Origin of the sequence: Microcoleus sp. C2D2, assembly GCF_036702495.1 — a bacterium.
Taxonomy (GTDB): domain Bacteria; phylum Cyanobacteriota; class Cyanobacteriia; order Cyanobacteriales; family Microcoleaceae; genus Microcoleus.
The window spans coordinates 1-21206 of the sequence record NZ_JAUBTO010000138.1 but is presented as its reverse complement, the minus strand read 5'-3'; the positions used below and the strand labels follow the sequence as shown (position 1 = coordinate 21206).

The window sequence follows — 21206 nt, the reverse complement described above, 5'->3', positions numbered from 1 at the left end:
TGATAATTTACAACTCCAGGTGCCTACTTTTATTTGAATTCGGTTGATTTTTTTATCCTTTCCTTCAGGGCACTACCTTACAACTGATATCGATTCCAGTTGCACCGTCCGCATTGTTGACTGTTGACTGTTGACTGTTGACTGTTGACTGTGAGTCAAAAAAATGAAAATTGTGCGAATTATTTGTTGGCAAGCTTGATTCGACTTTACGCCCGACTTTCTGGGCGCGGATTTGATATCATTCCGGCCTTACTGCCGGAATTGATATAAGCCAGATTCCGCATTGCCTAAAACCTCGAGAGAGGACTTTAGTCCTCACTACAAACTGACTGATTTGTTCACAGTAAGGACTTTAAGCTTAAAGAGAGGACTTTAGTCCTCACTACAAATTTATAAATTGCTTTCAATCTCTCACGCAAAACTTTTCTACGCAGCGCACAAACATTTCTACACCCATCCCCAACGCAGTTTCATCAAAATCAAAACGCGGGTGATGGTGCGGGTAAGCCAAGTTTTTCTCGGGATTTGCTGAACCTAAAAAGAAATAGCAACCGGGCACTTCTTGCAAAAAGAACGACATATCCTCGCCTCCCATTGTTTGACATTCTGGAACGATTCCCGCAGGGGTTTCGACAACAGATTCTGCGACGCCGCGCACCAATTCAGCTATTCTTGAATCATTAATCACCGGCGGGTAAAACGCAGAATAATCTAATTTGTAATTTGCCCCGTGACTCTGACAAATTCCGGCAATTACTTGCTCGATTCGCTTGTCAAAATAACCTTGATATGCTGGATTGAAATAGCGCACGGTGCCACCGATTTGAGCGGTGTTGGCGATGACGTTGTGGGTGTCGCCTGCGTGGAATTTGCCGACAGTTACTACCGCTGAGTCGATCGGGTCAATATTCCGCGCGACAATGGCCTGCAAAGCGCTGACAATTTGGGCTGTAACTACGATCGAGTCCACAGTCTGATGTGGCATTGCGCCGTGTCCACCTTTGCCAAAAATCGTGCACTCAAAAATTTCGACAGCCGCCATCAGCGCGCCGCTGCGGACGCCTACAGTGCCCAAAGGTAGATTGTTCCACAAATGCAAGCCGACGATCGCATCAACATCAGGATTCTTCAAAACTCCCGCTTCAATCATCGGTTTTGCGCCTCCTGGCCCTTCTTCGGCGGGCTGAAAGATAAATTTTACTTTACCCGAAAAGCTGTGTTTGTGCTTGGCAAGATAACAGACAGTACCAAGGGCGATCGCAGTGTGGCCGTCGTGACCGCAAGCGTGCATAATTCCATCATGCTGCGATCGATAATCCACCTCATTTTCCTCTTGAATGGGCAAAGCATCCATATCAGCTCGAATTGCCAAAACCCGCCCCGGTTTGCCGCTGTCTATAGTTGCGACAATACCAGTTTTAGCAATATTAGTTTGATGCTCTATGCCCCATTCCTGCAACTTTTGCGAGACAAACTGCGCCGTTAAATTTTCATGAAAACTCAACTCCGGCTTTTGGTGCAAGCGGCGCCGCCATTCGACTAGCTGAGGCTGCAAATTTCTAATCTCAAGCCGCAACTGAGATAAATCTACAGAGTTTAAATTCGGTAAAGTAGAAACCATGTTTTATTCTCCTTTTTTTGAATTCGGTTTTAGGTCTAATCAGTTAATCAATTATCATTACTAATGATAGCAACTATGAATAATTCCTGTAACTATCTCTTCTCTTTCTCTGCGCTCTCTGCGCTCTCTGCGGTAAAAAAATCTTATTCAAAAATCAAAGATAATTGCTATGTCAATCCTACTTGACTTGTGCAGGAGATTTTTTTTAATGAACCGCAGAGGGCGCAGAGTACGCAGAGAAAGAGAATAATGAGAAAGAGAGGTGTTTAGAATAGGGTTATTTAGAAGTCCCAGGAACTAAATTAACCCCTGGTAGTAACCGCTCTAAATCTAATTCTGAAGCTGCTTGAGCTAATTTGGTAAGGTCAGTCGGGTCATCTAAATGCGGCAAAATACCCAACACAGGTATTTGAGTCAGCGACTGGATCAAATCAAGGGGCGCCAGTTCGGCAATTTCTTGTTCAGAATAAGCTTTAACGCAATTAAGCACAATACCTCTGAGCCCAAAACCAGTGTGTCTGGCGAGAGCAACATTCGCCACAGCTTGCCCGATCGCCCCCAATCTCACTGGTACCACCAAAACTCCCTTCAGCCGCCAATCCCTCGCAATATCGGCCACCGTCAGTTCCCGCGTTACAGGCGAACCCAGTCCTCCCAAAGCTTCCACCAATACAAAATCCTTGCGCTTACAGAGGCTTTGCAGCGCCGTCCAGACCTTTTCTAACTCAATATGTCTCCCCTCCAGTTCCGCGGCAATCGGCGGTGCTAGAGGCGCGTCAAAGTGCAGCGGATTGAGTTCTTGGGGGGATTGGTCGAGGGCTAACAAACGGGTGTAGAATTCGCGATCGCCCGTTCCCGTTTGCAACAGCTTCAAAATTCCCAAACTGCGATCGGGAAAATACATTTGCCAATAAGCAGCCAGAGCGCTGGTCAAAACAGTTTTGCCCGCGTCGGTATCAGTTCCAGCAATTAGCAACGAGTTCATTGGCAAATAGCTAACAAGTAATTGGCCTCTACTTCAGTCTAGGGGAATTTTGCCAGAAGTTTAGAGTTCCGGCGACGGCGCTGGTGTTGGCGCAGGTTCCGGCGACGGCGCTGGTGTTGGTGCTGGTTCCGGCGACGGCGCTGGTGTTGGCGCAGGTTCCGGCGACGGCGCTGGTGTTGGTGCTGGTTCCGGCGACGGCGACGGCGCTGGTGTTGGTGCAGGAGTCGGTCTGGGTGCGGGCGCTGGAGTCGGTTTGGGCGTCGGTTTGGGCGTCGGTTTGGGCGTCGGAGTTGGCGCTGGGCTTGGTTTGGGTGTCGGAGTTGGCGCTGGGCTTGGTTCTGGGCTTGGATCCGGCACAGGTTCTGGGCTTGGATCCGGCACAGGTTCTGGGCTTGGATCCGGCACAGGTTCTGGGCTTGGATCCGGCACAGGTTCTGGGCTTGGTTCTGGGCTTGGTTCTGGGCTTGGTTCCGGCACAGGTGGGGGAGTCGGCGCTGGTGTCGGTTCTGGGGTTGGGGTTGGCAAAGGTTCTGGGGTTGGTATCGGAGTTAGTGTCGGCGTCGGACTTGTGACTGGTGGCGCTGTCGGAGTGGGTTTGGGGCCCTGATTGTTGAGAAATGAGCCTACTAAGGCCCAGGAACCGAAGCCCGTCAAGATTACTAAGCCCGTCAGCAGTCCGATCGCAGCGAAGGGATTGTCCCAAAAAGAGTCGCCAGCCGGCTCAATTAACGGGTCTGGCTGCTGAGGCGGGCGGGCACTCTGGGCGGCTGGCTCGGGCGGCCTGCCCACCGCCACCGTTGCTACTAGCGAAGGATTTGACGGCACCACTGCTGGCGCGGGCGGTACAGTTGGCGGGTTAGGCTGAGGATTAGTTTGGTTGTCGAGTGCTTGGGCGACTTCGCTGACAGATTGATATCGATCGCCCGGAGATCGATTCAACATCCGATTCAGCACCAAAGCCAAACCCGTGCTCACCTGCACTCGCTGCTGCCAATTCCACTGCAGCGTTGTTTGATCGAGCAATTCCTGCGGTTCTTTGCCCGTCAGCAGGACGATCGCCGTTACAGCTAAAGCGTAGAGGTCGCTGCTGGCAGTTGCCCGCCCGCTTTGCAACTGTTCCATCGGCGCGTAGCCGATTTTACCGACAGTTGTCGCGTGGGCTGTTGCTTCGGGAGACTGGACTTTGGTGGCGAGTTCCTTCACCACACCAAAGTCAATCAGCACCGGCAACTGGTCGTTTTCCCGCCGAATTATATTTTCAGGGGAGATGTCGCGGTGGATGATGCCGCGGGCGTGGATGTGAGCCAGTACCGGCAGCATTTGCCGGATAAATACCAAGACTTCGGCTTCGGTGAAGGTGCGACCCTGGGAAGCTCGATCGAGCAGCAGTTCGCGGTAAGTCATCCCTTCCACGTAATCCTGCACTAAAAACAAACGCTGGTTTTCTTCAAATATTGCCCGAAACTGGGGAATTTGCGGGTGCGCTATTTGGTAAAGTATTGCCGCCTCTCTTTGAAACAATTCCTTCGATTTTTCCAAAACGTAAGGCCCGCTTTGCACCGGAATCAATTCCTTCAGGGCGCAGCGTTCTTGAAACCGCCCCAAATCTTCTACTAAATAAGTCCGGCCAAATCCCCCTTGACCTAAAATATTCACCAAGCGGTAGCGGTTTTGTAGGAGAGTTCCAATAGCAATAGGTGGCTGCATAAGTTTAAGTAGACAATGTTTAAAAATAGACGATCGCTCACAGACATAGACTGCTACGTCTTTAATGCTTCATCAGAAAAATGGGTAGAAACCCCGTGCTTTGAGCATCGGCTTTACATTTAATTTGAATCCCCTCGCGGGGTGGAGGGGTATGGTTGCCCCAAGGCGTGAGGTATGGTTGCCTCAAACTCCCATTTCTGGGGTCAAGTTAGCACGCGCCTTTGTTTAGTGAGCTTGCGCCGGCTAGCAGCACTGTCGAGCGTGACATACCAGACTGTTTAACCGCTAGCGACAGAGCGAGGGACTAGCTACGCATCAAGCGGGTGTCGTGACTCAAAAAACGTAGTCAATGAAGACTTAGGCCCTAGGGGAACGGCTTGTTAGATTTCTCCTTCAAGCTTCATGCCTTTAGGCTGAGGTTCCTGACTGTCTCTAGTTCCCAGTCCCGGCCAAAGTTAGTATTTTACATTTTTTTGACATTCTTGGACCCAAGGATAGTCAGAAACCTGGTTTTTTCACGAAAATACACAGGTTGCAACCTGCAGTTCCGATCGAAAACCCGGTTTCTTTAGTCTTGATGAGTCCAGGACTGTTTGAGCAACTTTGAGCATCCGGGCTGTTGCTCAAAGTTGCTCAAAGTTCAATATTCTTGTGGCGCCAATAGCCGGCCCCTGAAAGACCGATCGCCAATGCTGGAAGATTTGAGTTGGAGCGGCACTAGCTGTTAAGCTTTGCTTTCACCATCTCTTGAATTCTGTTACCGTCTGCTTTGCCCTTAAGCTGCTGCATTGCCTTGCCCATCACCTTGCCCATTTCTTTTGCAGAAGTAGCGCCAACCGAGGCAATCACTTCGTCAACGACTTGACTCACCTCTTCGTCTGACATCTGCGGCGGCAAATACTCTTCAACAATTGCCAACTCCGCCTCCTCTTGTGCCACTAAATCGAAGCGGCCGCCTTTGCGGTATTGTTCGATCGAATCCCGGCGCTGTTTCGCTATTTGCATCAAAATTTCCATTTCTTGAGCTTCTGTCAGCGTGTCTTGCCCGGAAGGACGGAGGCTGACTTCTTTTTCGAGAATAAATTTCTTGATGCTGCGAACTGTTTCCAAGCGAACTTTGTCCTTAGACTTCATGGCTGCTTTGATTTCTGCGTCAATGCGTTCTCTTAAGCTCATCAATTTCTACCTTGCTTTGCCCTACTCAAAAATCTGGAGTGCGATCCCGATTCTTAACTTTTTTTACGGTGTTTTTCAAGTTTATTGCCTGTTGGTGGCATTTTTATTGCCTCGATCCCGGGCTCGGGCTAGATCCTTCGGGCTTCGACCGAATTTTGGGCGGCTGCACTTGGGACCTCGGCCCTGGCATTGACTCTCGCCAGAATTTTTAGACGCAGGGACACAAGTGCGATCGTACTTCTGCCAGTACGATCGCTTGCTAGAACCCACATTCGGCACCCTGGGGTGTCACACAGGATAATTACCCAAAAAACTCTATCTTTAACCCACATTCCGCACCCTGGGGTGTCACACAGCATAATTACGCAGAAGACTCTATCTTTAAAGTAATAAATTATGCCTTTAAACAGTTTTTTAACCGTTAATGTACGGTATTGTAGTATAATTTATAGCTTTAGTGCTGGATAAAAACAAGTAAAAACCGATTGTGACCGTTGAGGCTGCGGAATGTGGGCTAGAAACCCGGTTTATCGGAGATATTTCTGCAAGTCCTATTGAGTCCACCTAACTTAACACTTGTGGCAGCCCCGAAAGTTAAATCTCTCCAAGAATTGGCTAAAAATTTCTAGTTTCAGATGGTAAGATAGCGGTGGAATAAACGTCCTGCAAGAGGCCTGCTGTGATCCGTTCTGCTACTTTACCGCTTTCGCTTCCCGAGCCGCCGGTTTCCGCTCATGACCGTCTGCGGCTGTTCTCCGGTTCTGCTAATATTCCCCTCGCCCAAGAGGTGGCTCGCTATCTGGGGATAGATTTGGGGCCGATGGTTCGCAAGCGGTTCGCTGATGGGGAACTCTACGTTCAAATTCAAGAATCGATTCGGGGTTGCGATGTTTACTTGATTCAGCCAACTTGTGGCCCTGTGAACGATCGCCTCATGGAATTGTTAATTATGATCGATGCTTGTCGGCGCGCTTCGGCCAGACAAATTACTGCCGTCATTCCCTATTACGGGTATGCTAGGGCTGACCGCAAAACGGCTGGAAGAGAGTCGATTACTGCGAAGTTGGTCGCTAATTTGATTACTGAAGCTGGGGCCGGTCGCGTTTTGGCGATGGATTTGCACTCGGCTCAGATTCAAGGTTATTTTGACATTCCTTTCGACCACGTTTACGGGTCGCCGGTGCTTTTGGATTATCTGGCGAGCAAGCAATTGACGGATATTGTTGTGGTTTCGCCGGATGTGGGCGGAGTCGCTAGGGCGAGAGCTTTTGCCAAAAAGCTTGGCGATGCTCCCCTGGCAATTATTGACAAGCGCCGTCAAGCTCACAACGTGGCGGAAGTGATGAATCTTATCGGTGATGTCAGGGGCAAAACTGCTGTGTTGGTAGACGACATGATCGATACTGCCGGCACGATTTCTGAGGGCGCGAGATTGTTGCGCCGCGAGGGTGCGAGGCAGGTTTATGCTTGTGCTACTCATGCGGTGTTTTCGCATCCGGCGATCGAGCGTTTGTCTAGCGGGGTGTTGGAAGAGGTAATTGTTACGAATACAATTCCTGTGCTTGAAGAGAACCGTTTTGAGCAGTTGACAGTGCTTTCAGTAGCGAATTTGCTCGGAGAAACTATTTGGCGGATTCACGAAGATAGTTCCGTTAGCAGTATGTTTCGCTAGACAGGAAAGGCGCTTTTTGAATGTTTGTTTTAGGGTGCGTTACACTTGGTTAATGCACCATTTTTTGTGCGGATATTGCGATCGTTTCCCGCAAGTAATATCAAATCCGGTAGCATCGGAATGATGGGGAGTAGTCCGTTGGGAGTCGTCCGTTGGGGAATGTGGAATTATTGACCTTGACTCGATCGTGCCCATGCAACCGGAAACGATATAATATCAAATCCGGTAGCATCGGAATTAATATTACCCACAGTCAGGACACGGCGCGGTGCCGTTTCCCGAAAATTAATCGGGCGATAGTTACATCTCTCGATCGCCGGATGCGATTATTTTGGGGTAGGGAAAGGCTAGTGCGGTGTCCAGAGCTTCTATCATTCCGGTCTAACCGGAATTGATATAATATCAACTTCGTCGCTAAAATAACGGTTATAAGTTTGTAGTGAGGACTAAATTCCTCATAAACTTTCCTCGGACTTTACTCCTCACTACGAACAAATGTGACGATCGGCGATCGATCGCACTTGGTACCACCGGAACAAGAGATGGTAAAATTCAATCTTGTTGTCTAAAGAGAGCGAGTTTTTTATATTCTAGATAAGTCTCATCAAAATAAGGAGCCAATAGGGAAAAAGCATGAAACATTCACTTGTACGAACAGTGACCGCACTGGCAGGTTCAGCAATTTTAACACTCGGGGCGATCGGTGCGGCTAAAGCATTTACTTTTGACGAAACCGAAATTAGCCAAGACCGAGTAATTGTCATCGCCCAACCCCGCCCTTTCGGCGGCTACCAATTGCTAATTTTAGAACAGGTATCTGACAAGCGGCAGTGCTGGAGCGAAAGCGGCTCTAATCCCGTGAAAGTCGATCCGTTATTAGTTACTTTTGACTTCACCGGTATTTGTGGTCGCGCAACTGACAGCAACGGCTTTTCAATTCGTATGGCCGGCACCGATTTAGCATTAAAATACGCCCTAACTTTGGAAACTGTAGATGGCAATGTTCTTCTAATGGGAACTCCGGTAGATTACCAAGGTAAATCGGTGATTATTGGTCGCACAAACGGCGATGTTAACGAATTCATGAAAATCACTCTCGATCCTGCTTGGCGCTTGAGTAAAAGAGCTTACCAAGGCCGCACATTAGGCCACTTTTATTTCACTACCAATGAACCCGCCCCGGTAGAAATTGGCAATACCGGAGCCAATACTGGAGGCAATACCGGAGGCAATACCGAAGCAATGCCGCAGGAAATACCGCAGGAAATACCTGCGGGATTACCGCAGGAAATACCTACGGTAATACCGCAGCCAATACCGTAGGCAATACTGGCTTTTCTACAGTTCGGAGATAGCTACCGATGATATCTAGGCTTCCGAAATTAAAGAAGCTGTGCGCTTTGGGTTTGTAGCCGGTTTTTCTCAAAATAATACCTTTCGACCGCAACTTGCTGTTAGCAGAGAGCAATTGGTATCTTTAGTATTGGCATCCTTTCAAGCAATACAAGGTGCTAATATCACATTTCCTAGCAATCTTTCTATCCGTCTCTATAGCGAGGTTGATATTTCCCGCTGGAGTGCCGGAAAAGTTCTATTTGCGCGGGATAACAAGATAGTTAGCGGCTATCAAGATGGAACATTTAAACCTACGCAGTCCGTCACTCGCGTTGAATTGATCGGGGTGCTGCCAATAGCTGCGGAATTTCGTTTGTCGGCGGGAATGGAGCAGAATTTAGTTGCTAAAGAGCCGTCTAAAACTTTTTCAGACATTCAGAATTATTGGGCTGCTTCTATTATTACTCAAATGTCTTCTTATTGTTCTTTTGCTGCCGCTATTAACGAAATTGGCGGTTTGCTTTCGATGATTCTGCAAAGTAGAATTACGCGGCTGCTACTTTGCGGATGCTGAAATGCGTTAAGGCTGAGTAGGGCGAATTAGATTCCCGACTTCTTCAAGAAGTTGGAAATCTGAGTATTGTATTTTTTTATCTGGACCTTTTACGCTACACCGTAATCAGTATACTGCCGCTTGTAGGGGGGTTGCAATCCCAAAATAATATCCTCTCTCGGTACTCCCATTTCAACTAATTCCTCCGCAGGATTTTGGTCGGTTAAATTTTGCTGAAGCCAGATTTTTCCATCTTTGATGTCAATGTAAATGATGCTTCGATAAATCCGGGTTAAGTGTTCCCAGCCGACATTCATCCACTGATAATGATCTCGTTCTGTGTCTAAGATTAGTTGCACTTCGACTTCATCATCGGAAACATCATCTTCGGCATAACGGGTGATTAATGTCTGAACGTATTGACGATATTGAGCTAGTTTGTCCATTGCACAATTACCTCATTTGTTGCTTAATACTTATATGTTACACTATTGTCAAGAACGGGCAAGATGCCCGTTCCACAAAACTTGATTTTTTTGTGGAACGGGCATCTTGCCCGTTCCTAAACAAGTAATTGAGAAGGGTGCAAGATATCAGTCGATCGGGACTTTAGTCCTCAATACAAACCAGTTTGTAATCAGGAGTTAGTCCTCATCATATCGTTTCCTTTGGTTTCTTCTTAGATGCCTTTTTAGGAGTTTTCGGAACCGGGATTGTCTCTGATTCTTGCTGTGCGATGTCGGGGGTTAATTTGCACAAGTCATTTAAGGAAAGTTTTTGCTGGAATTCAAGTTCGTTGAGTCGGTTTGAGGCTGTTTCTAATATTTGCTTTCCCTGTCGGACTTGAATAGTAGTTTTATTTTCGATCGCATCTAACAACACAAAAATCGAGACTGTTTGCCAAATATCTAAATCGTCGCCGATGACAGCGCACTCAGACACAATTTTCCCGTTTTCGGGGACGTGAATTCCTAAGCCGGAAGCTTGAATTAACGGCTGGATTTCTGCTATACTTAAATCCGCCAAGTCAGTAATTTTATGTTCGAGCGATACTAAATCTGCTAAATCGGGCAAGTTGACCGATTCTGCCACTAAAGCATCGAATTTAAAAGTAAGAGTTTGATTCAGCGGATCGGAAATGGCATAAATTGATTGAATTTGCGATCGACTAACCGCACCTTTATCAAAAAAATCTCTACCTTGCGGGGCGATCGCAATTTGCCCATTTTCAGCCACCTCCAAGCTTTCCAAACTAACCAGAGTCGCCGCCGCAGTCTTCACAAAAATCTCGTCTAACCCCAGCAAATCCGCCAACTCCTTCAAAGTTGGCGCAGGTTCAAACTCAACGCCCGCCCGCAAAATGAACTCTTCCAACACGTTAAACTCGCGCGGTTCGCAAGTAGCCACCTCCAGCGGAGTTTGCCGGATTGCGAAGCGGAATTGACGCGCCGCCAACACTGACAAACCCGGATTTTGTTCCTCAATTTGTTCCGCTAGCGAACTTAAATTCGAGTCTATTGGTTTAGTTGAGGACGCTAGAGACATCTACAAAACCTCCGCAGTGACGCACCGTTTTTGAAACTTCCTGATACATTTTTCCGACAGTACCTGTTTGTTTGGTAAATAAATCGTGGCAGCCGACAACAATCAGCAATTCTTGAGCGCGAGAAAATGCCACATTCACCCGTTCCGGTTCCTTAGCAAATCCAATATCGCCCCTATTATTATTGCACACTGTGCTAACAATAATTACAGGTCTTTCCATGCCTTGGAATATGTCAACCGTACCAGTGCGGATGCTCAAAGCAGGAAATCTTTCGGCTTCGATTCTATCTTTAATTGCATTCAATTGAGCGCCGTAAAAAGTGATAATCCCGATTTCTTTCGGCGGTTCGCCGTCGGCAACTTTGGGCCGCCAAGCTGCCTCCATTTGTTCGCACAAACGCTCGATCAGGTCAATTTCCTTGACATTTAACCGCGAAGTACCCTGTTTTTCCTCTTCAAACCCTTGTGCAACGGGCGTTTTAACCCACAGGACATGATTGTTTTCTTGAATGATTCTACCTGCGAGGTTGTGGGCGCGTTTGGTGTCTGGTTCCTGAATGCCACAGTTGAGTTTTTGCTGGTAAAACTGATTGATAGCGCCCATGATTTGCGGGTGCATTCGGTATTGAGTTGTCAGCATTTTTTTGATGCTGTCGCTGGCATTTTCAAACAATACTTTGAACAAAGATTCTTTGATGAAGCTAAGTTCGTCTCCGGTACAGCCGATGTCTTCGGCAATATCGTCGATCGTACTTTGATTAAACATCGGCGGCAATTGCCTGTGATCGCCCACTAATACTAACTTTCTGCCTTTCAAAGCGGGGATTAATAACTCGGGCGGAGTGCATTTGCTAACTTCGTCAATGATGACTGCATCAAAGCTGGGAAAGTTTTTAGTAAAATCGAAACTGGCAGCTTGCACGCAAGTAATGCCGATCACGTTGGCATTGTCAATATAAATTTGCTTTAAATCGCTTTGGTCTTTTTCTGATGGATTGCGGAGTTTTTGAATCCAATCTGTCACAAAGTTTTGAGAGCGATTTAGTGCTGTTTCTTCTTGTTCTAATTTCCGCTGCCAAGTTTTGAAGAGACGCTTAATTTTGCTTAAAAAAGCTCCGCTGAATAATCCTGTATCCGGAACTTCTGGCTGGTATTGAGTGGGGATAGTTTGCCATGCTGACTCCCACCAATTTCTCTCAACAAGTAATGCTGCTGTCGGTTGCTGCTGTTGCAGTTGAGCGGTAATTTCCCTCAATTCTGTTTGAAGTTCTGCGAGTTGCTGCTGCGCTGTTGCGGCGGCAATTTGCAGCGGGGATAAATGCTCGTCAAGAGTATTTTTGATTGTCTCCAAAACCCCAAAAGGGTCTAGCTCAGCAATTGATTTGTCAAGCTGAATCGCGCTTGCTTTCCAAGCCTCAACTTGCTTGACAAACTGCTGCGGTTGCTCCCAAATATTGGATTTTTGGGCGAGATATTGTTCGGCTAAAATCCGCAACTTTTCAGGGGCGTTTGGCTGTTGGACAATTGCTTGCAACAAATTAGTAACTTCGCTAATTTTTAAGTTCGCCTCTTGCTGCGCTGTTTCTACCTGAAGTTTAGCGGCGGATATTTCCTGCTGGCTCAAGGTTTGACCGATTTTATCTAATAACTGTTGCTGTTTTATAAGCTGCTGTTCGGTTTCGGTTTTCAGGGGAACCACGCACTGACGCGCATTTGCGAGGATACTGTGCAGCAATTCTTTGACTAGGCGATCGAAGGTAGCCTGGATCTGATTTGGCTGCAAGGATTTACTGTAAAATTGTTGAATGCTACCTAAAAAAGTGCGAGCTTTTTCGATGATAAATTTGCGCTGACTTGGGCTGACTTGGGAATAGCTGGCGAAGTCTTTGGCTAGCTGCTGCCATTGCGTGCGATCGCCCGCAGAGAGCACGATCGGCGTTTGACTCAAATTTAGGTGTAGAAACTCGCTAAACCGGAACTGTTGCCCTTGTATGTCCTTAAAACCTGCGCTTTCTTCGTGGGATATCGCCTTTTGCAACCGATCCAAATCCGGCAAATTGACCTTGCATTTGGGCGGCACGATCGGCAATTTGAGCGATCGGGCAATTTTCAGCAATCCTGCGGGCAATTCTACCATATCATCCGCGAGCATTGCGCCCGTTTCCCAGCCTGTTTTCACCACTTCATAGAGTTTCGTATCCGCCGTCTCGATCCACTGTGCAACGGCGACGACAACGGCTGCAATTTCCGCTTTTCGCAGTTCCAAATTCTTGATTTTCTGTTCGAGATTTTGGCGGTGTGTCTGATTTTGCCTATCGCCCAATTCGAGTTGATTCAAAGCCTCAGACATCTGGCGGGAAACCCGCAACGACTCCGCAACCGCCGACATAGCGTGACAAACATCATCAGCGCGATCGAAAGCCGTCTTAAATTCCGATATTTGCGCTGCTACAGTTTCCTGCAGCCAAACCGCAAGCCCAAACGCGCCACAAGCAGGGCGATCGAACCCAATTTGAATAGCATTGCTAGCAGCAATCCGAACATTTGCCATCAAGTTTTCTACTAAAACATTGCCTTCCGAATAGGGTTTTAGTCGGGGCATAAACTCAGCCACTTCGGGAGATTCCCAGTTGACATGAGGCGCATCCAGCAGATTTTCCAACCCACTAACTAGAGATTCAATATCGCTTTTTTCGGTTAAATTTCGTTCATACTCTGCTGCTTGCTGGCTGCACTTTTCCTCAATATTTGCTTTACTGTCGTGCAGGTGTTTTAGTCCATTAAAAAAAGCTTTTTCCGCGGCACAGTAGGCGGTAAATCGCTCTGATTCTGCCACCAACTGCCGCAAAGATTTGACATTAGTCAGGCGCTGCGAGAGCTTTTGTTCGCAGTCAGCCGCCGTATTTTGCAGCCAAGTGCCGATCGCATTTTCCTCCAAAAACGGCTGCCCTTCTTCCTGCACCTTATGAGCTTTTCCCTTCCGCAAAGCCCGAATCGCCGGATTGTGAACTAACCGACTCAAAGCATTGTCTACAGCCAAATTTGCTTGCGAAGCAATTAGCGTTTTGCCGCCCTGACGGGCAATTTGATAGCAAATCTCCGCAATCACAGTCGTTTTGCCCGTTCCCGGCGGTCCTTGAATCAAAATTAAATCCCGCGCCGAAAGCACCGTTTCTACGGCGGCGATTTGGTCGTCATTAGCATTGCGATTTAATAAATTTTCCCGATCCAATTTAATCAATTTTTCGGGCATTCTCGCCTGAGAAGAGTCGAAGAAAAACTCACTCAAATAGGGATTTTGAGCGCGGCCATCAGTCAGCATTTTTAAAGCTTTTTTCTTGCGATCGATCTGAGAGAGATCGCCCGCCGCCTCAAAATACAAGAATCCTTGTTGTGGCAGTTGATATCTGCCGCCCGCCATGCGAACTCCTAAATCAACATCTAATTTAATGCGTAATTTACCATGTTCAAAGTCTATTTCGGCGATGCTGCCTAAAGTCTCTCCCTCTCGGCTGCTTCTGCTTCCGGGCGGCGAATCAAACAGAATAATTTCTTCATTTCTGGCTTTTTTCAGCCTTTCACGAAAGTCGCCCGCTTGTAAGGGATTTTCATCATAGCCGTCAAGAGTTGCGGAATTGCGATCGATTTCAAAAGTGACTATTTTAAAGCCTGAACCGTAATTGTGCGCTCGGAAAGGCACGCAAAATTGACGCGCTTGGGCAATGCGTTGTTCCACATTTAAAAAAGTCTGCCAAACTTTTAGCTGTTCCGTAGTCGGTATGTGTCTGTCGTCCCAAAAAGGCATTTGTTGGACGCGGGCGATCGACTTTACAGGAATTGGCGCTCGACTGTTAGCCAAAAGTCGCAACAGAACCGGCAAAGAATACCCATCTTTCCTCCCTCTGGGAACCGCCACCAAACCAGCATCCAGCAGTTTTAAACCGCCGATTCCGTCTTCAAAGCGTACAGTTGCTAGTAAGCGTAAAGTGCGATTCCCTTCGGGATAGCTTCGCTTCACGGCTTTTTGCAACAATTGAGGTAATTCAAAATCATCACCATCCGTAGCAAGGAGCAATTCCCAGATTTCTTCTTCAGAAAATCTCTCATTTACCTTTTGGCGGCGCACGTAAAACAGATTGTGAGATTTCCCAGCAATCTCCGACATCAGAAATTCCGCACGTTCTCGGCATTCCCAATCGCAATATTTCGCTAAAGCCGCTTCCCCTTCAACATCGCGAATAAACTTATTAATTGTGCGATCGCCACTAAATTTATATCCCCAATCTTCTGCTACTAAAGACGGCATATTTAGATTTTAGATTTTAGATTTTAGATTTTAGATTGCATTCAAGATTAGCACATCGGAACTTGTGCCGACACAACCGCTAAATCCCAAACAAGATTAAGGTGTGCAGTGCACACCCGGAGGCGATCGCAACTTACCGTACAGGGGACGGGCGATCGAATTAAACAGTTCAGAATCAAAAGGGCGAACGATGGGACTTGAACCCACGAATGGTGGTACCACAAACCACTGCCTTAACCACTTGGCTACGCTCGCCGTATTAGTTGTAACTGTTGTAACTATAGCATCAGATCTCAGTACAAGTCTAGGGGTAAAGCAAAAATATTTTGAAATATTTCTGAGCGTCCCCGAACCGGACAGATCGATTGTGCCTCAAATTCCAGGCACAGTAAGAGTTTAGCCGAATTTTCGCTCCGCGCGATCGGCAACTATCCCGCTTCCAGAGCAGTCGCGCCGCCCGGACTCAGCAGCTTTAGCAGCGTCCCGATTCGAGCCAGCGCATTAAAATAGCCTAATATCCCGGACTGCATCAGTTGTCAACCCTGTCTCTTCTCTCTTCCCTCTTCCTTCGCGCCCTTCGCGTCTTCGCGGTTCGTTAAAAAAAAGCCTTCTCCGCAATCTAAAATCTAAAATCTAAAATCTAAAATCGATATGAGTTACTGCATCAACCCAGAATGCCAAAATCCTCAAAACTCCCACACCGCAAAATTTTGCTTAAACTGCGGCTTTAACCTATTGCTGAGACAGCGATATCGCCCGATTAAACTCTTAGGTAGAGGCGGATTTGGCAAAACTTTCCTAGCAATCGATGGAGACATCCCATCTCAACCCCGCTGTGCAGTCAAGCAATTTCATTTTTACGATCGCAACCCGGAATTTTTTGACAAAGCCCTTGAATTATTTCGCCAAGAAGCCGTCCGTTTAGACGAACTCGGAAAACACCCGCAAATCCCCACATTATTAGCGGGCTTTGAACAAGAAGGCCTTATTTATTTAGTTCAAGAATTTATAGACGGGCCGACTCTCAAACAAGAATTAGACCAGAATATATACGATGAAAATCAAATTTGGCAACTGCTGCAAGACTTATTGCCAGTGCTGCAATTTATCCACGACAAGCGCGTCATTCACCGCGACATCAAACCCGAAAATATTATCCGCCGCCAATCGGACAACAAACTCGTATTGATCGATTTCGGCATTGCCAAACTGCTGACAGATTCAGCCCTACTCCGTCCAGCAACGCTCATCGGCAGTCAAGATTATGTAGCTCCCGAACAACTGCGCGGCAAAGTATTTCCTGCTAGCGACCTTTACAGTTTAGGTGTTACTTGCATTCGCCTGATGACGCAAGTTACTCCCTTGGATATGTACGACTATAACAGCGAGCGCTGGTGCTGGCCCGATTTTCTCCCCAAAGGCACGAGTATTAGCCGCGAGTTAGGTGAAATTTTAGATAAATTGCTGCAAACTCGTCTCAATCAGCGGTACAGGTTTGCTACGGAAGTTTTGCAAGATATCAAAGCAGCATTAGATATTCGCCATCCAAATTTGCTTTCGCCCAAAAAGCCGATCGCTCCTGCTCTCAGTAATAGCGACAACTCAACGGATCGCAGGGCGCTACCAACTTCTGATTCTCCCATTTTACCCACAAAATCCGTCCCCAATTCCGCAGAAACTTTTTCCTTATCTGTTACTTCAAATCTCGATCGAACTCTAATTTCGGCACGGGGAATTGATTATACCAAACTGCGGGCTTTTTTGTCAAACAAAAAGTGGAAAGAAGCCGATCGCGAAACTTGGGCCCTGATGTGTCAGTCTCTTTCCCAGCAACCGGGAACTCAGCTAGAAATTAGCCAAATTTATCAGCTACCGTGCGAAGATTTGCAAACACTAGATCGCCTTTGGCTGCACTACAGTCAAGGTCGGTTTGGCTTCAGCGTCCAAAAACAAATTTACGAAAGCGTTAAGCGAGACTATATCAGATTCTGCGATCGGGTCAACTGGCAAACCTACAATTCTGCTACTGCTTTAGGGCAGATTAAATATAGTCAGCAAGCACCAATCGGACACCTCCCCTCTCGCAGTTGGGTGGGCGGCCTTCAGTGGCTGCGACACCTCGATGCCCTGTCAGCAAAATTAACCGAGTGCGACAATAAAGCAGCTCCTAAATTGTAATGTTTGTACCGACTAACTAACTAAAATTTTAAGTTTAAGCTCTACCTGAAAGCAGAGAAAATTGTCCCGTTAGATGTAACCAGCGACCGAGGTTCGGTGCGATCGCTTGCCGCACAATGGATTCAGAAGGCGAACACAGATAAAGTCTGCGATCCTCAGACTTTAACAACAGAACTAAATAGAGGTACCGATCCATGTTTTTTCACAAAAAAGAATTAATGTCTGCAGTGACTGTAGACGAACCCAACCCGCGTTTTGCGCAATTGCTGCTAGAACAGTTTGGCGGAGCAACCGGAGAACTGACAGCAGCTTTGCAATACTGGGTGCAGTCATTTCACTGTGAAAATCCAGGGATTAAGGATATGCTCCAAGATATTGCCATCGAAGAATTCAGCCACTTAGAAATGGTGGGGCAACTCATAGAAATGCACACCAAAAACGTTGACCAAACAGAAGCTTACAAAAGCACATTGTTTGCCGTGCGCGGCGTAGGCCCACACTTGTTGGACAGCCAAGGTCAAGCTTGGACGGCAGCTTATATCAACGAAGGCGGGGATGTGGTGCGCGATTTGCGCGCTGATATCGGTGCGGAAGCAGGAGCTCGCCAAACCTACGAAGAATTGATTAAACTAGCACCGGATGCAGGAACGAAAAAGACGCTGCACTTTCTGCTGACTCGCGAAATTTCTCACACTCAAATGTTCATGAAAGCTCTGGAATCCTTGGGCAAACTCACGGATCCGCTGTTCGGGAATATTCCGCCAGATTCCACTGTGGATCTCTACTTTAACTTGTCCACGAATGGCAAGGACGAACGCGGCCCTTGGAACTCGGAACCTACTTTCCAATACATCGCCGAACCAGGCCCGAGACATTAATCGGAATATTCCGCAATCACCCTCACAGCACAGCAGCCGAGTAGGTTGGGAACAGCTTCGCGTTACCCAACCTACTCTTTACTATGAAGAGCGATCGGCTAAAAAATGTTATAGTATTGAAAATCTCCCGGACTCAAGCAGAAACCGGGTTTTTTTTACGAAAATACTTCGCAGCAGGCTCTTGCCGCCGTTGAAAAACCCGGTTTCTTGAGTTGGTGGGCGCAAGTCCAGATCCCGATCGAACATTAACATCAAATCCATATTGAAATTGCGATCGACCTATTTATTAGTCTCTCACGGCAGCCGCGACCCCAGACCCCAACTAGCTTTGGAAAACCTAGCTCAACTGCTGTCTCAACAATTGGCTGACTCGTTCCCCCCCGTAGCAACCGCCACCTTAGAACTCGGACCCGCACCGCTACACGAACAAATTTGCAGTTTGGGCGAACGTACTTTGTCGCTGGGACTGACACAATTGCAAATCCTGCCTGTATTTTTATTGCCAGGAGTTCACGTCGCCGAAGACATACCGGCAGAGGTGGAAATTGCACAACAAACTTTTGGTGACAAGCTAAAAATTGAATTGCGCCCGCATTTAGGTTCCCAGGAAGCAGGCTTAACAAAATTGGTAAAAAGTCAGATGCAAGAGGTGGCTTTTCTCCCCAATCTGCTATTGCCAAAATGGATTTTATTATCTCACGGCAGCCGTCGCCCCGGAGGTAACTCGACAGTTGAGGAAATTGCCAGCAAACTCGGTATACAGACAGCTTATTGGTCGGTAAAGCCGAGTTTGTCAGAGCAAATTCACAGTTTGGTTCGTGGTGGACAGCAGCAAATAGGGATTGTGCCATACTTCTTATTTAATGGAGGAATTACAGATGCGATCGCCAAAAATGTCGCACAGCTAAAGCAGCAATTTCCTGCGACAGAACTTCATCTCGCAAATCCTCTAGGCGCAAGTGTAGAATTAGCAGACTTAATTGGGAATTTAATTCAAAAATGAACCGCAGAGGCACAGAAGAGGTAAAGGAAGCAAGAAAAATGTCTTTAGGCAAAGTGTACTTAGTAGGTGCGGGGCCAGGAGATCCGGGTTTGATGACCTTGAAGGGAAAAGCTCTGTTAGAGTGTGCGGATGTGGTGATTTACGACGCTTTAGTCAGCCCTCAAATTTTGGCAGCAATCAACCCCCAAGCAGAACGAATAGATGCCGGAAAACGCAAAGGCCGCCACTCGTTAATGCAAGACGAAACAACTCAGCTAATGATAGAAAAAGCAGGAGATAATGCGATCGTAGTTCGTCTCAAAGGCGGCGATCCATTTATCTTCGGCCGCGGCGGCGAAGAAATGGAAGAGTTGGTAAAAGCTGGAGTGTCAGTAGAAGTCGTCCCCGGTGTAACTTCTGGGATTGCGGCCCCTGCTTATGCGGGAATTCCTTTAACACACCGATCGTACAGTTCCTCAGTCACCTTTGTCACCGGCCACGAAGCAGCGGGAAAATATCGCGCTGAGGTAAATTGGCAGGCGATCGCCCGGGGTTCCGAAACCATTGTAGTATACATGGGAATCCACAATTTGCCTTACATTATCGGCCAGTTAACAGCAGCCCAATTGAGTGCAGAAACGCCCATAGCGTTAGTGCGCTGGGGAACGCGGCCCGAACAAGAAGAATTGATCGGGACTTTGGCTACAATTGTAGAGCAAGTTGAGGCCGCCGGATTTGCAGCACCTGCGATCGCGGTCATCGGAAACGTCGTCAACTTGCACTCGATATTGTCGGGATCTCGGCCTGTTTCTCAGACTCAAGACTTACGCATCGGGGGCTAGAAACCCGGTGTATTAGAAAAATTTGCCACGAGCAACGATAAATATACCAATAAACCGGGTTTCTGAGGTCGCAAGAGCGTCCAGGACTGACATGCTCCCAACGCTGATGCTGTCGCATACAGCGTGGGGTTCCCAAATCAACCACCAAACTTATCAAGCAAGCTTTCACTTATTTGACAGAGGTTCAAATGTCCTTGGGCGTTAATTCGGGAGTGTCCCCCCCTACTCACAATTTCCAATCCTTTTGCCAAAAGGTTGCGACTAGCATTTTCATCCCGATCGAGAGTCAATCCGCATGGACAGACATGAGTTCTTTGGGACAGAGACTTTTTGACAATTCGATGACAAGAACTGCATTCAGAGCTGGTGTATTGAGGAGGCACGGTAATGACAATTTTGCCGAATACTTGCCCATAATATTCCAACCATTCAAAGAATTGTCTCCAAGCCGCATCACTAATACTTTTGGCAAGGCGATGGTTTTTAACCATGTTATGCACCTTCAAGTCTTCAAACACCACCAAATCGCTAGATTTAACCACGCACCTTGCCAATTTCACGGCAAAGTCTTTACGCTGGCGAGAGACTTTCAGGTGTTTTCTTCCCAGTTTGTTAATCGCTTTTTTACGCTTGTTAGAGCCTTTCTTTTTGCGATTAACCCGACGCTGAAGCCGTTTAAGAGCTTTTTCGGATTTTCTCAGATGGCGGGGATTTTCAACCTTATTACCTCGATTGTCAGTGTAGAAGTGCATCAAGCCGACATCAAGAGCCGTTACCTGTTCTGTCGGTTCTATCTCCTCAAATCTATCGTGCTTAATACAAAATTGAGCATAGTAGCCATCTGCTTTACGCACAACTCGAACTCGTTTTATTTGCTCGGGTTGATAGTAGTTAAGGTCAAAAGCCCCTATCATCCGAAAAGTTCCAGCTTTAAACCCATCAGTGAACGCGATCGATTGCCTATCTTCAGAAAGCTTGTACCCACTGGTTTTATATTCAACAGAACGAGCTTTCTTGAATTTGGGATAACCTTTTTTCTTGATAGCTGGATTTTTGCAGTTGTCATAAAACCGCTTAATCGACTGCCAAGCGCGTTCTGCAGATGCTTGACGGGCTTGAGAATTAAGCTTTTTTGCCCATTCGTACTCTTTAGCCAAAACGGAACAGAGGGCCGACAAGTCGTATTGTCCGACACCGCGATTATCCATCCAGTGTCGAATACAACTGTTTCTGACAAAGCCAGCCGTGCGTATCATCTCGTCGATGATGGCAAACTGTCTTGTCGAACCTCTGAGTTTGGCTTCGAGTACAAACATGACCAAGTGATTAACTTTATGGCTTTATTTTACCTTGACACTCCCCGACCTGAAGGCACGGGGATTCTTAAGACATTGCGGTCTTAATATCCCTAGTGATAGGGTTCCCA

At 47.2% G+C, this 21206-nt stretch carries 15 protein-coding genes and 1 tRNA gene; 7 read left to right on the top strand and 9 right to left on the bottom strand.

The genetic code is table 11. From position 1 onward, the window contains the following. Positions 1–403: 403 nt before the first annotated feature. The 4 genes from QUB61_RS30795 to QUB61_RS30780 all read right to left on the bottom strand — a co-directional run bounded on the left by QUB61_RS30795 (position 404) and on the right by QUB61_RS30780 (position 5489). Positions 404–1621 carry a M20 family metallopeptidase gene (locus tag QUB61_RS30795; RefSeq protein ID WP_333127207.1) on the bottom strand — a complete coding sequence of 406 codons (1218 nt, stop codon included), beginning with the start codon at positions 1619–1621 and terminating at the stop codon, positions 404–406. Positions 1622–1898: 277 nt separating this feature from the next. After that, entirely contained in the window at positions 1899–2606 is a 708-nt protein-coding gene (bioD, locus tag QUB61_RS30790; protein ID WP_333127209.1) for a dethiobiotin synthase, read from the bottom strand. Positions 2607–2666: 60 nt separating this feature from the next. Then, on the bottom strand, positions 2667–4313 hold the full coding sequence (locus QUB61_RS30785; RefSeq protein ID WP_333127211.1) for a serine/threonine-protein kinase: 1647 nt from the start codon (positions 4311–4313) through the stop codon (positions 2667–2669). A gap of 717 nt (positions 4314–5030) precedes the next feature. Then, positions 5031–5489 carry a GatB/YqeY domain-containing protein gene (locus tag QUB61_RS30780; RefSeq protein ID WP_333127213.1) on the bottom strand — a complete coding sequence of 153 codons (459 nt, stop codon included), beginning with the start codon at positions 5487–5489 and terminating at the stop codon, positions 5031–5033. A gap of 679 nt (positions 5490–6168) precedes the next feature. On the opposite strand from QUB61_RS30780, the gene QUB61_RS30775 reads away from it, so the two are divergent. The 3 genes from QUB61_RS30775 (at position 6169) to QUB61_RS30765 (ending at position 9070) form a co-directional block, all read left to right on the top strand. Further along, the gene (locus tag QUB61_RS30775; protein WP_333127215.1) at positions 6169–7161 is read left to right on the top strand and encodes a ribose-phosphate pyrophosphokinase; all 993 of its coding nucleotides are present in this window, start codon (positions 6169–6171) and stop codon (positions 7159–7161) included. A gap of 633 nt (positions 7162–7794) precedes the next feature. Next, positions 7795–8484 (top strand): DUF3747 domain-containing protein, encoded by a 690-nt coding sequence (locus tag QUB61_RS30770; protein WP_333127217.1) that lies wholly within the window; start codon positions 7795–7797, stop codon positions 8482–8484. A 70-nt stretch (positions 8485–8554) separates the two neighbouring features. After that, on the top strand, positions 8555–9070 hold the full coding sequence (locus QUB61_RS30765; protein WP_333127219.1) for an S-layer homology domain-containing protein: 516 nt from the start codon (positions 8555–8557) through the stop codon (positions 9068–9070). Between the two features lie 89 nt (positions 9071–9159). On the opposite strand, the gene QUB61_RS30760 is transcribed toward QUB61_RS30765, so the two are convergent. The 4 genes from QUB61_RS30760 to QUB61_RS30745 all read right to left on the bottom strand — a co-directional run bounded on the left by QUB61_RS30760 (position 9160) and on the right by QUB61_RS30745 (position 15155). Next, entirely contained in the window at positions 9160–9495 is a 336-nt protein-coding gene (locus QUB61_RS30760) for a XisI protein (protein ID WP_333127221.1), read from the bottom strand. Between the two features lie 208 nt (positions 9496–9703). After that, positions 9704–10594 carry a hypothetical protein gene (locus QUB61_RS30755; protein WP_333127223.1) on the bottom strand — a complete coding sequence of 297 codons (891 nt, stop codon included), beginning with the start codon at positions 10592–10594 and terminating at the stop codon, positions 9704–9706. Then, the gene (locus tag QUB61_RS30750) at positions 10572–14900 is read right to left on the bottom strand and encodes an AAA domain-containing protein (RefSeq protein ID WP_333127225.1); all 4329 of its coding nucleotides are present in this window, start codon (positions 14898–14900) and stop codon (positions 10572–10574) included. The genes QUB61_RS30755 and QUB61_RS30750 overlap by 23 nt, the downstream gene beginning before the upstream one ends. 182 nt (positions 14901–15082) lie before the next feature. Further along, positions 15083–15155, bottom strand: a tRNA-His gene (locus QUB61_RS30745). Positions 15156–15551: 396 nt separating this feature from the next. Between QUB61_RS30745 and QUB61_RS30740 the strand changes: the two genes are divergently transcribed. The 4 genes from QUB61_RS30740 to cobA all read left to right on the top strand — a co-directional run bounded on the left by QUB61_RS30740 (position 15552) and on the right by cobA (position 19780). Continuing rightward, a complete protein-coding gene (locus QUB61_RS30740) occupies positions 15552–17078 on the top strand; it encodes a serine/threonine-protein kinase (protein WP_333127228.1) in 1527 nt (508 codons plus the stop codon). Positions 17079–17272: 194 nt separating this feature from the next. Continuing rightward, positions 17273–17956, top strand: a complete 684-nt coding sequence (locus QUB61_RS30735) for a manganese catalase family protein (protein ID WP_333127230.1) — start codon at positions 17273–17275, stop codon at positions 17954–17956. A 262-nt stretch (positions 17957–18218) separates the two neighbouring features. After that, positions 18219–18959 carry a sirohydrochlorin chelatase gene (locus QUB61_RS30730; RefSeq protein WP_445300301.1) on the top strand — a complete coding sequence of 247 codons (741 nt, stop codon included), beginning with the start codon at positions 18219–18221 and terminating at the stop codon, positions 18957–18959. Then, positions 18956–19780 (top strand): uroporphyrinogen-III C-methyltransferase, encoded by an 825-nt coding sequence (gene cobA / locus QUB61_RS30725; RefSeq protein WP_333127235.1) that lies wholly within the window; start codon positions 18956–18958, stop codon positions 19778–19780. Before QUB61_RS30730 ends, cobA begins: the two co-directional genes overlap by 4 nt. A gap of 137 nt (positions 19781–19917) precedes the next feature. Here the strand turns inward: cobA and QUB61_RS30720 are convergent, their stop codons facing one another. Continuing rightward, positions 19918–21096, bottom strand: a complete 1179-nt coding sequence (locus tag QUB61_RS30720; protein ID WP_333127237.1) for a transposase — start codon at positions 21094–21096, stop codon at positions 19918–19920. Positions 21097–21206: the final 110 nt, after the last annotated feature.

What these genes read in the sequence shown, in the direction of transcription:
- QUB61_RS30795 (WP_333127207.1), bottom strand. Translation starts at nt 1,621, where the DNA reads ATGGTTTCTACTTTACCGAATTTAAACTCTGTAGATTTATCTCAGTTG.
- bioD (WP_333127209.1), bottom strand. Translation starts at nt 2,606, where the DNA reads ATGAACTCGTTGCTAATTGCTGGAACTGATACCGACGCGGGCAAAACT.
- QUB61_RS30785 (WP_333127211.1), bottom strand. Translation starts at nt 4,313, where the DNA reads ATGCAGCCACCTATTGCTATTGGAACTCTCCTACAAAACCGCTACCGC.
- QUB61_RS30780 (WP_333127213.1), bottom strand. Translation starts at nt 5,489, where the DNA reads ATGAGCTTAAGAGAACGCATTGACGCAGAAATCAAAGCAGCCATGAAG.
- QUB61_RS30770 (WP_333127217.1), top strand. Translation starts at nt 7,795, where the DNA reads ATGAAACATTCACTTGTACGAACAGTGACCGCACTGGCAGGTTCAGCA.
- QUB61_RS30760 (WP_333127221.1), bottom strand. Translation starts at nt 9,495, where the DNA reads ATGGACAAACTAGCTCAATATCGTCAATACGTTCAGACATTAATCACC.
- QUB61_RS30755 (WP_333127223.1), bottom strand. Translation starts at nt 10,594, where the DNA reads ATGTCTCTAGCGTCCTCAACTAAACCAATAGACTCGAATTTAAGTTCG.
- QUB61_RS30750 (WP_333127225.1), bottom strand. Translation starts at nt 14,900, where the DNA reads ATGCCGTCTTTAGTAGCAGAAGATTGGGGATATAAATTTAGTGGCGAT.
- QUB61_RS30740 (WP_333127228.1), top strand. Translation starts at nt 15,552, where the DNA reads ATGAGTTACTGCATCAACCCAGAATGCCAAAATCCTCAAAACTCCCAC.
- QUB61_RS30735 (WP_333127230.1), top strand. Translation starts at nt 17,273, where the DNA reads ATGTTTTTTCACAAAAAAGAATTAATGTCTGCAGTGACTGTAGACGAA.
- cobA (WP_333127235.1), top strand. Translation starts at nt 18,956, where the DNA reads ATGAACCGCAGAGGCACAGAAGAGGTAAAGGAAGCAAGAAAAATGTCT.
- QUB61_RS30720 (WP_333127237.1), bottom strand. Translation starts at nt 21,096, where the DNA reads ATGTTTGTACTCGAAGCCAAACTCAGAGGTTCGACAAGACAGTTTGCC.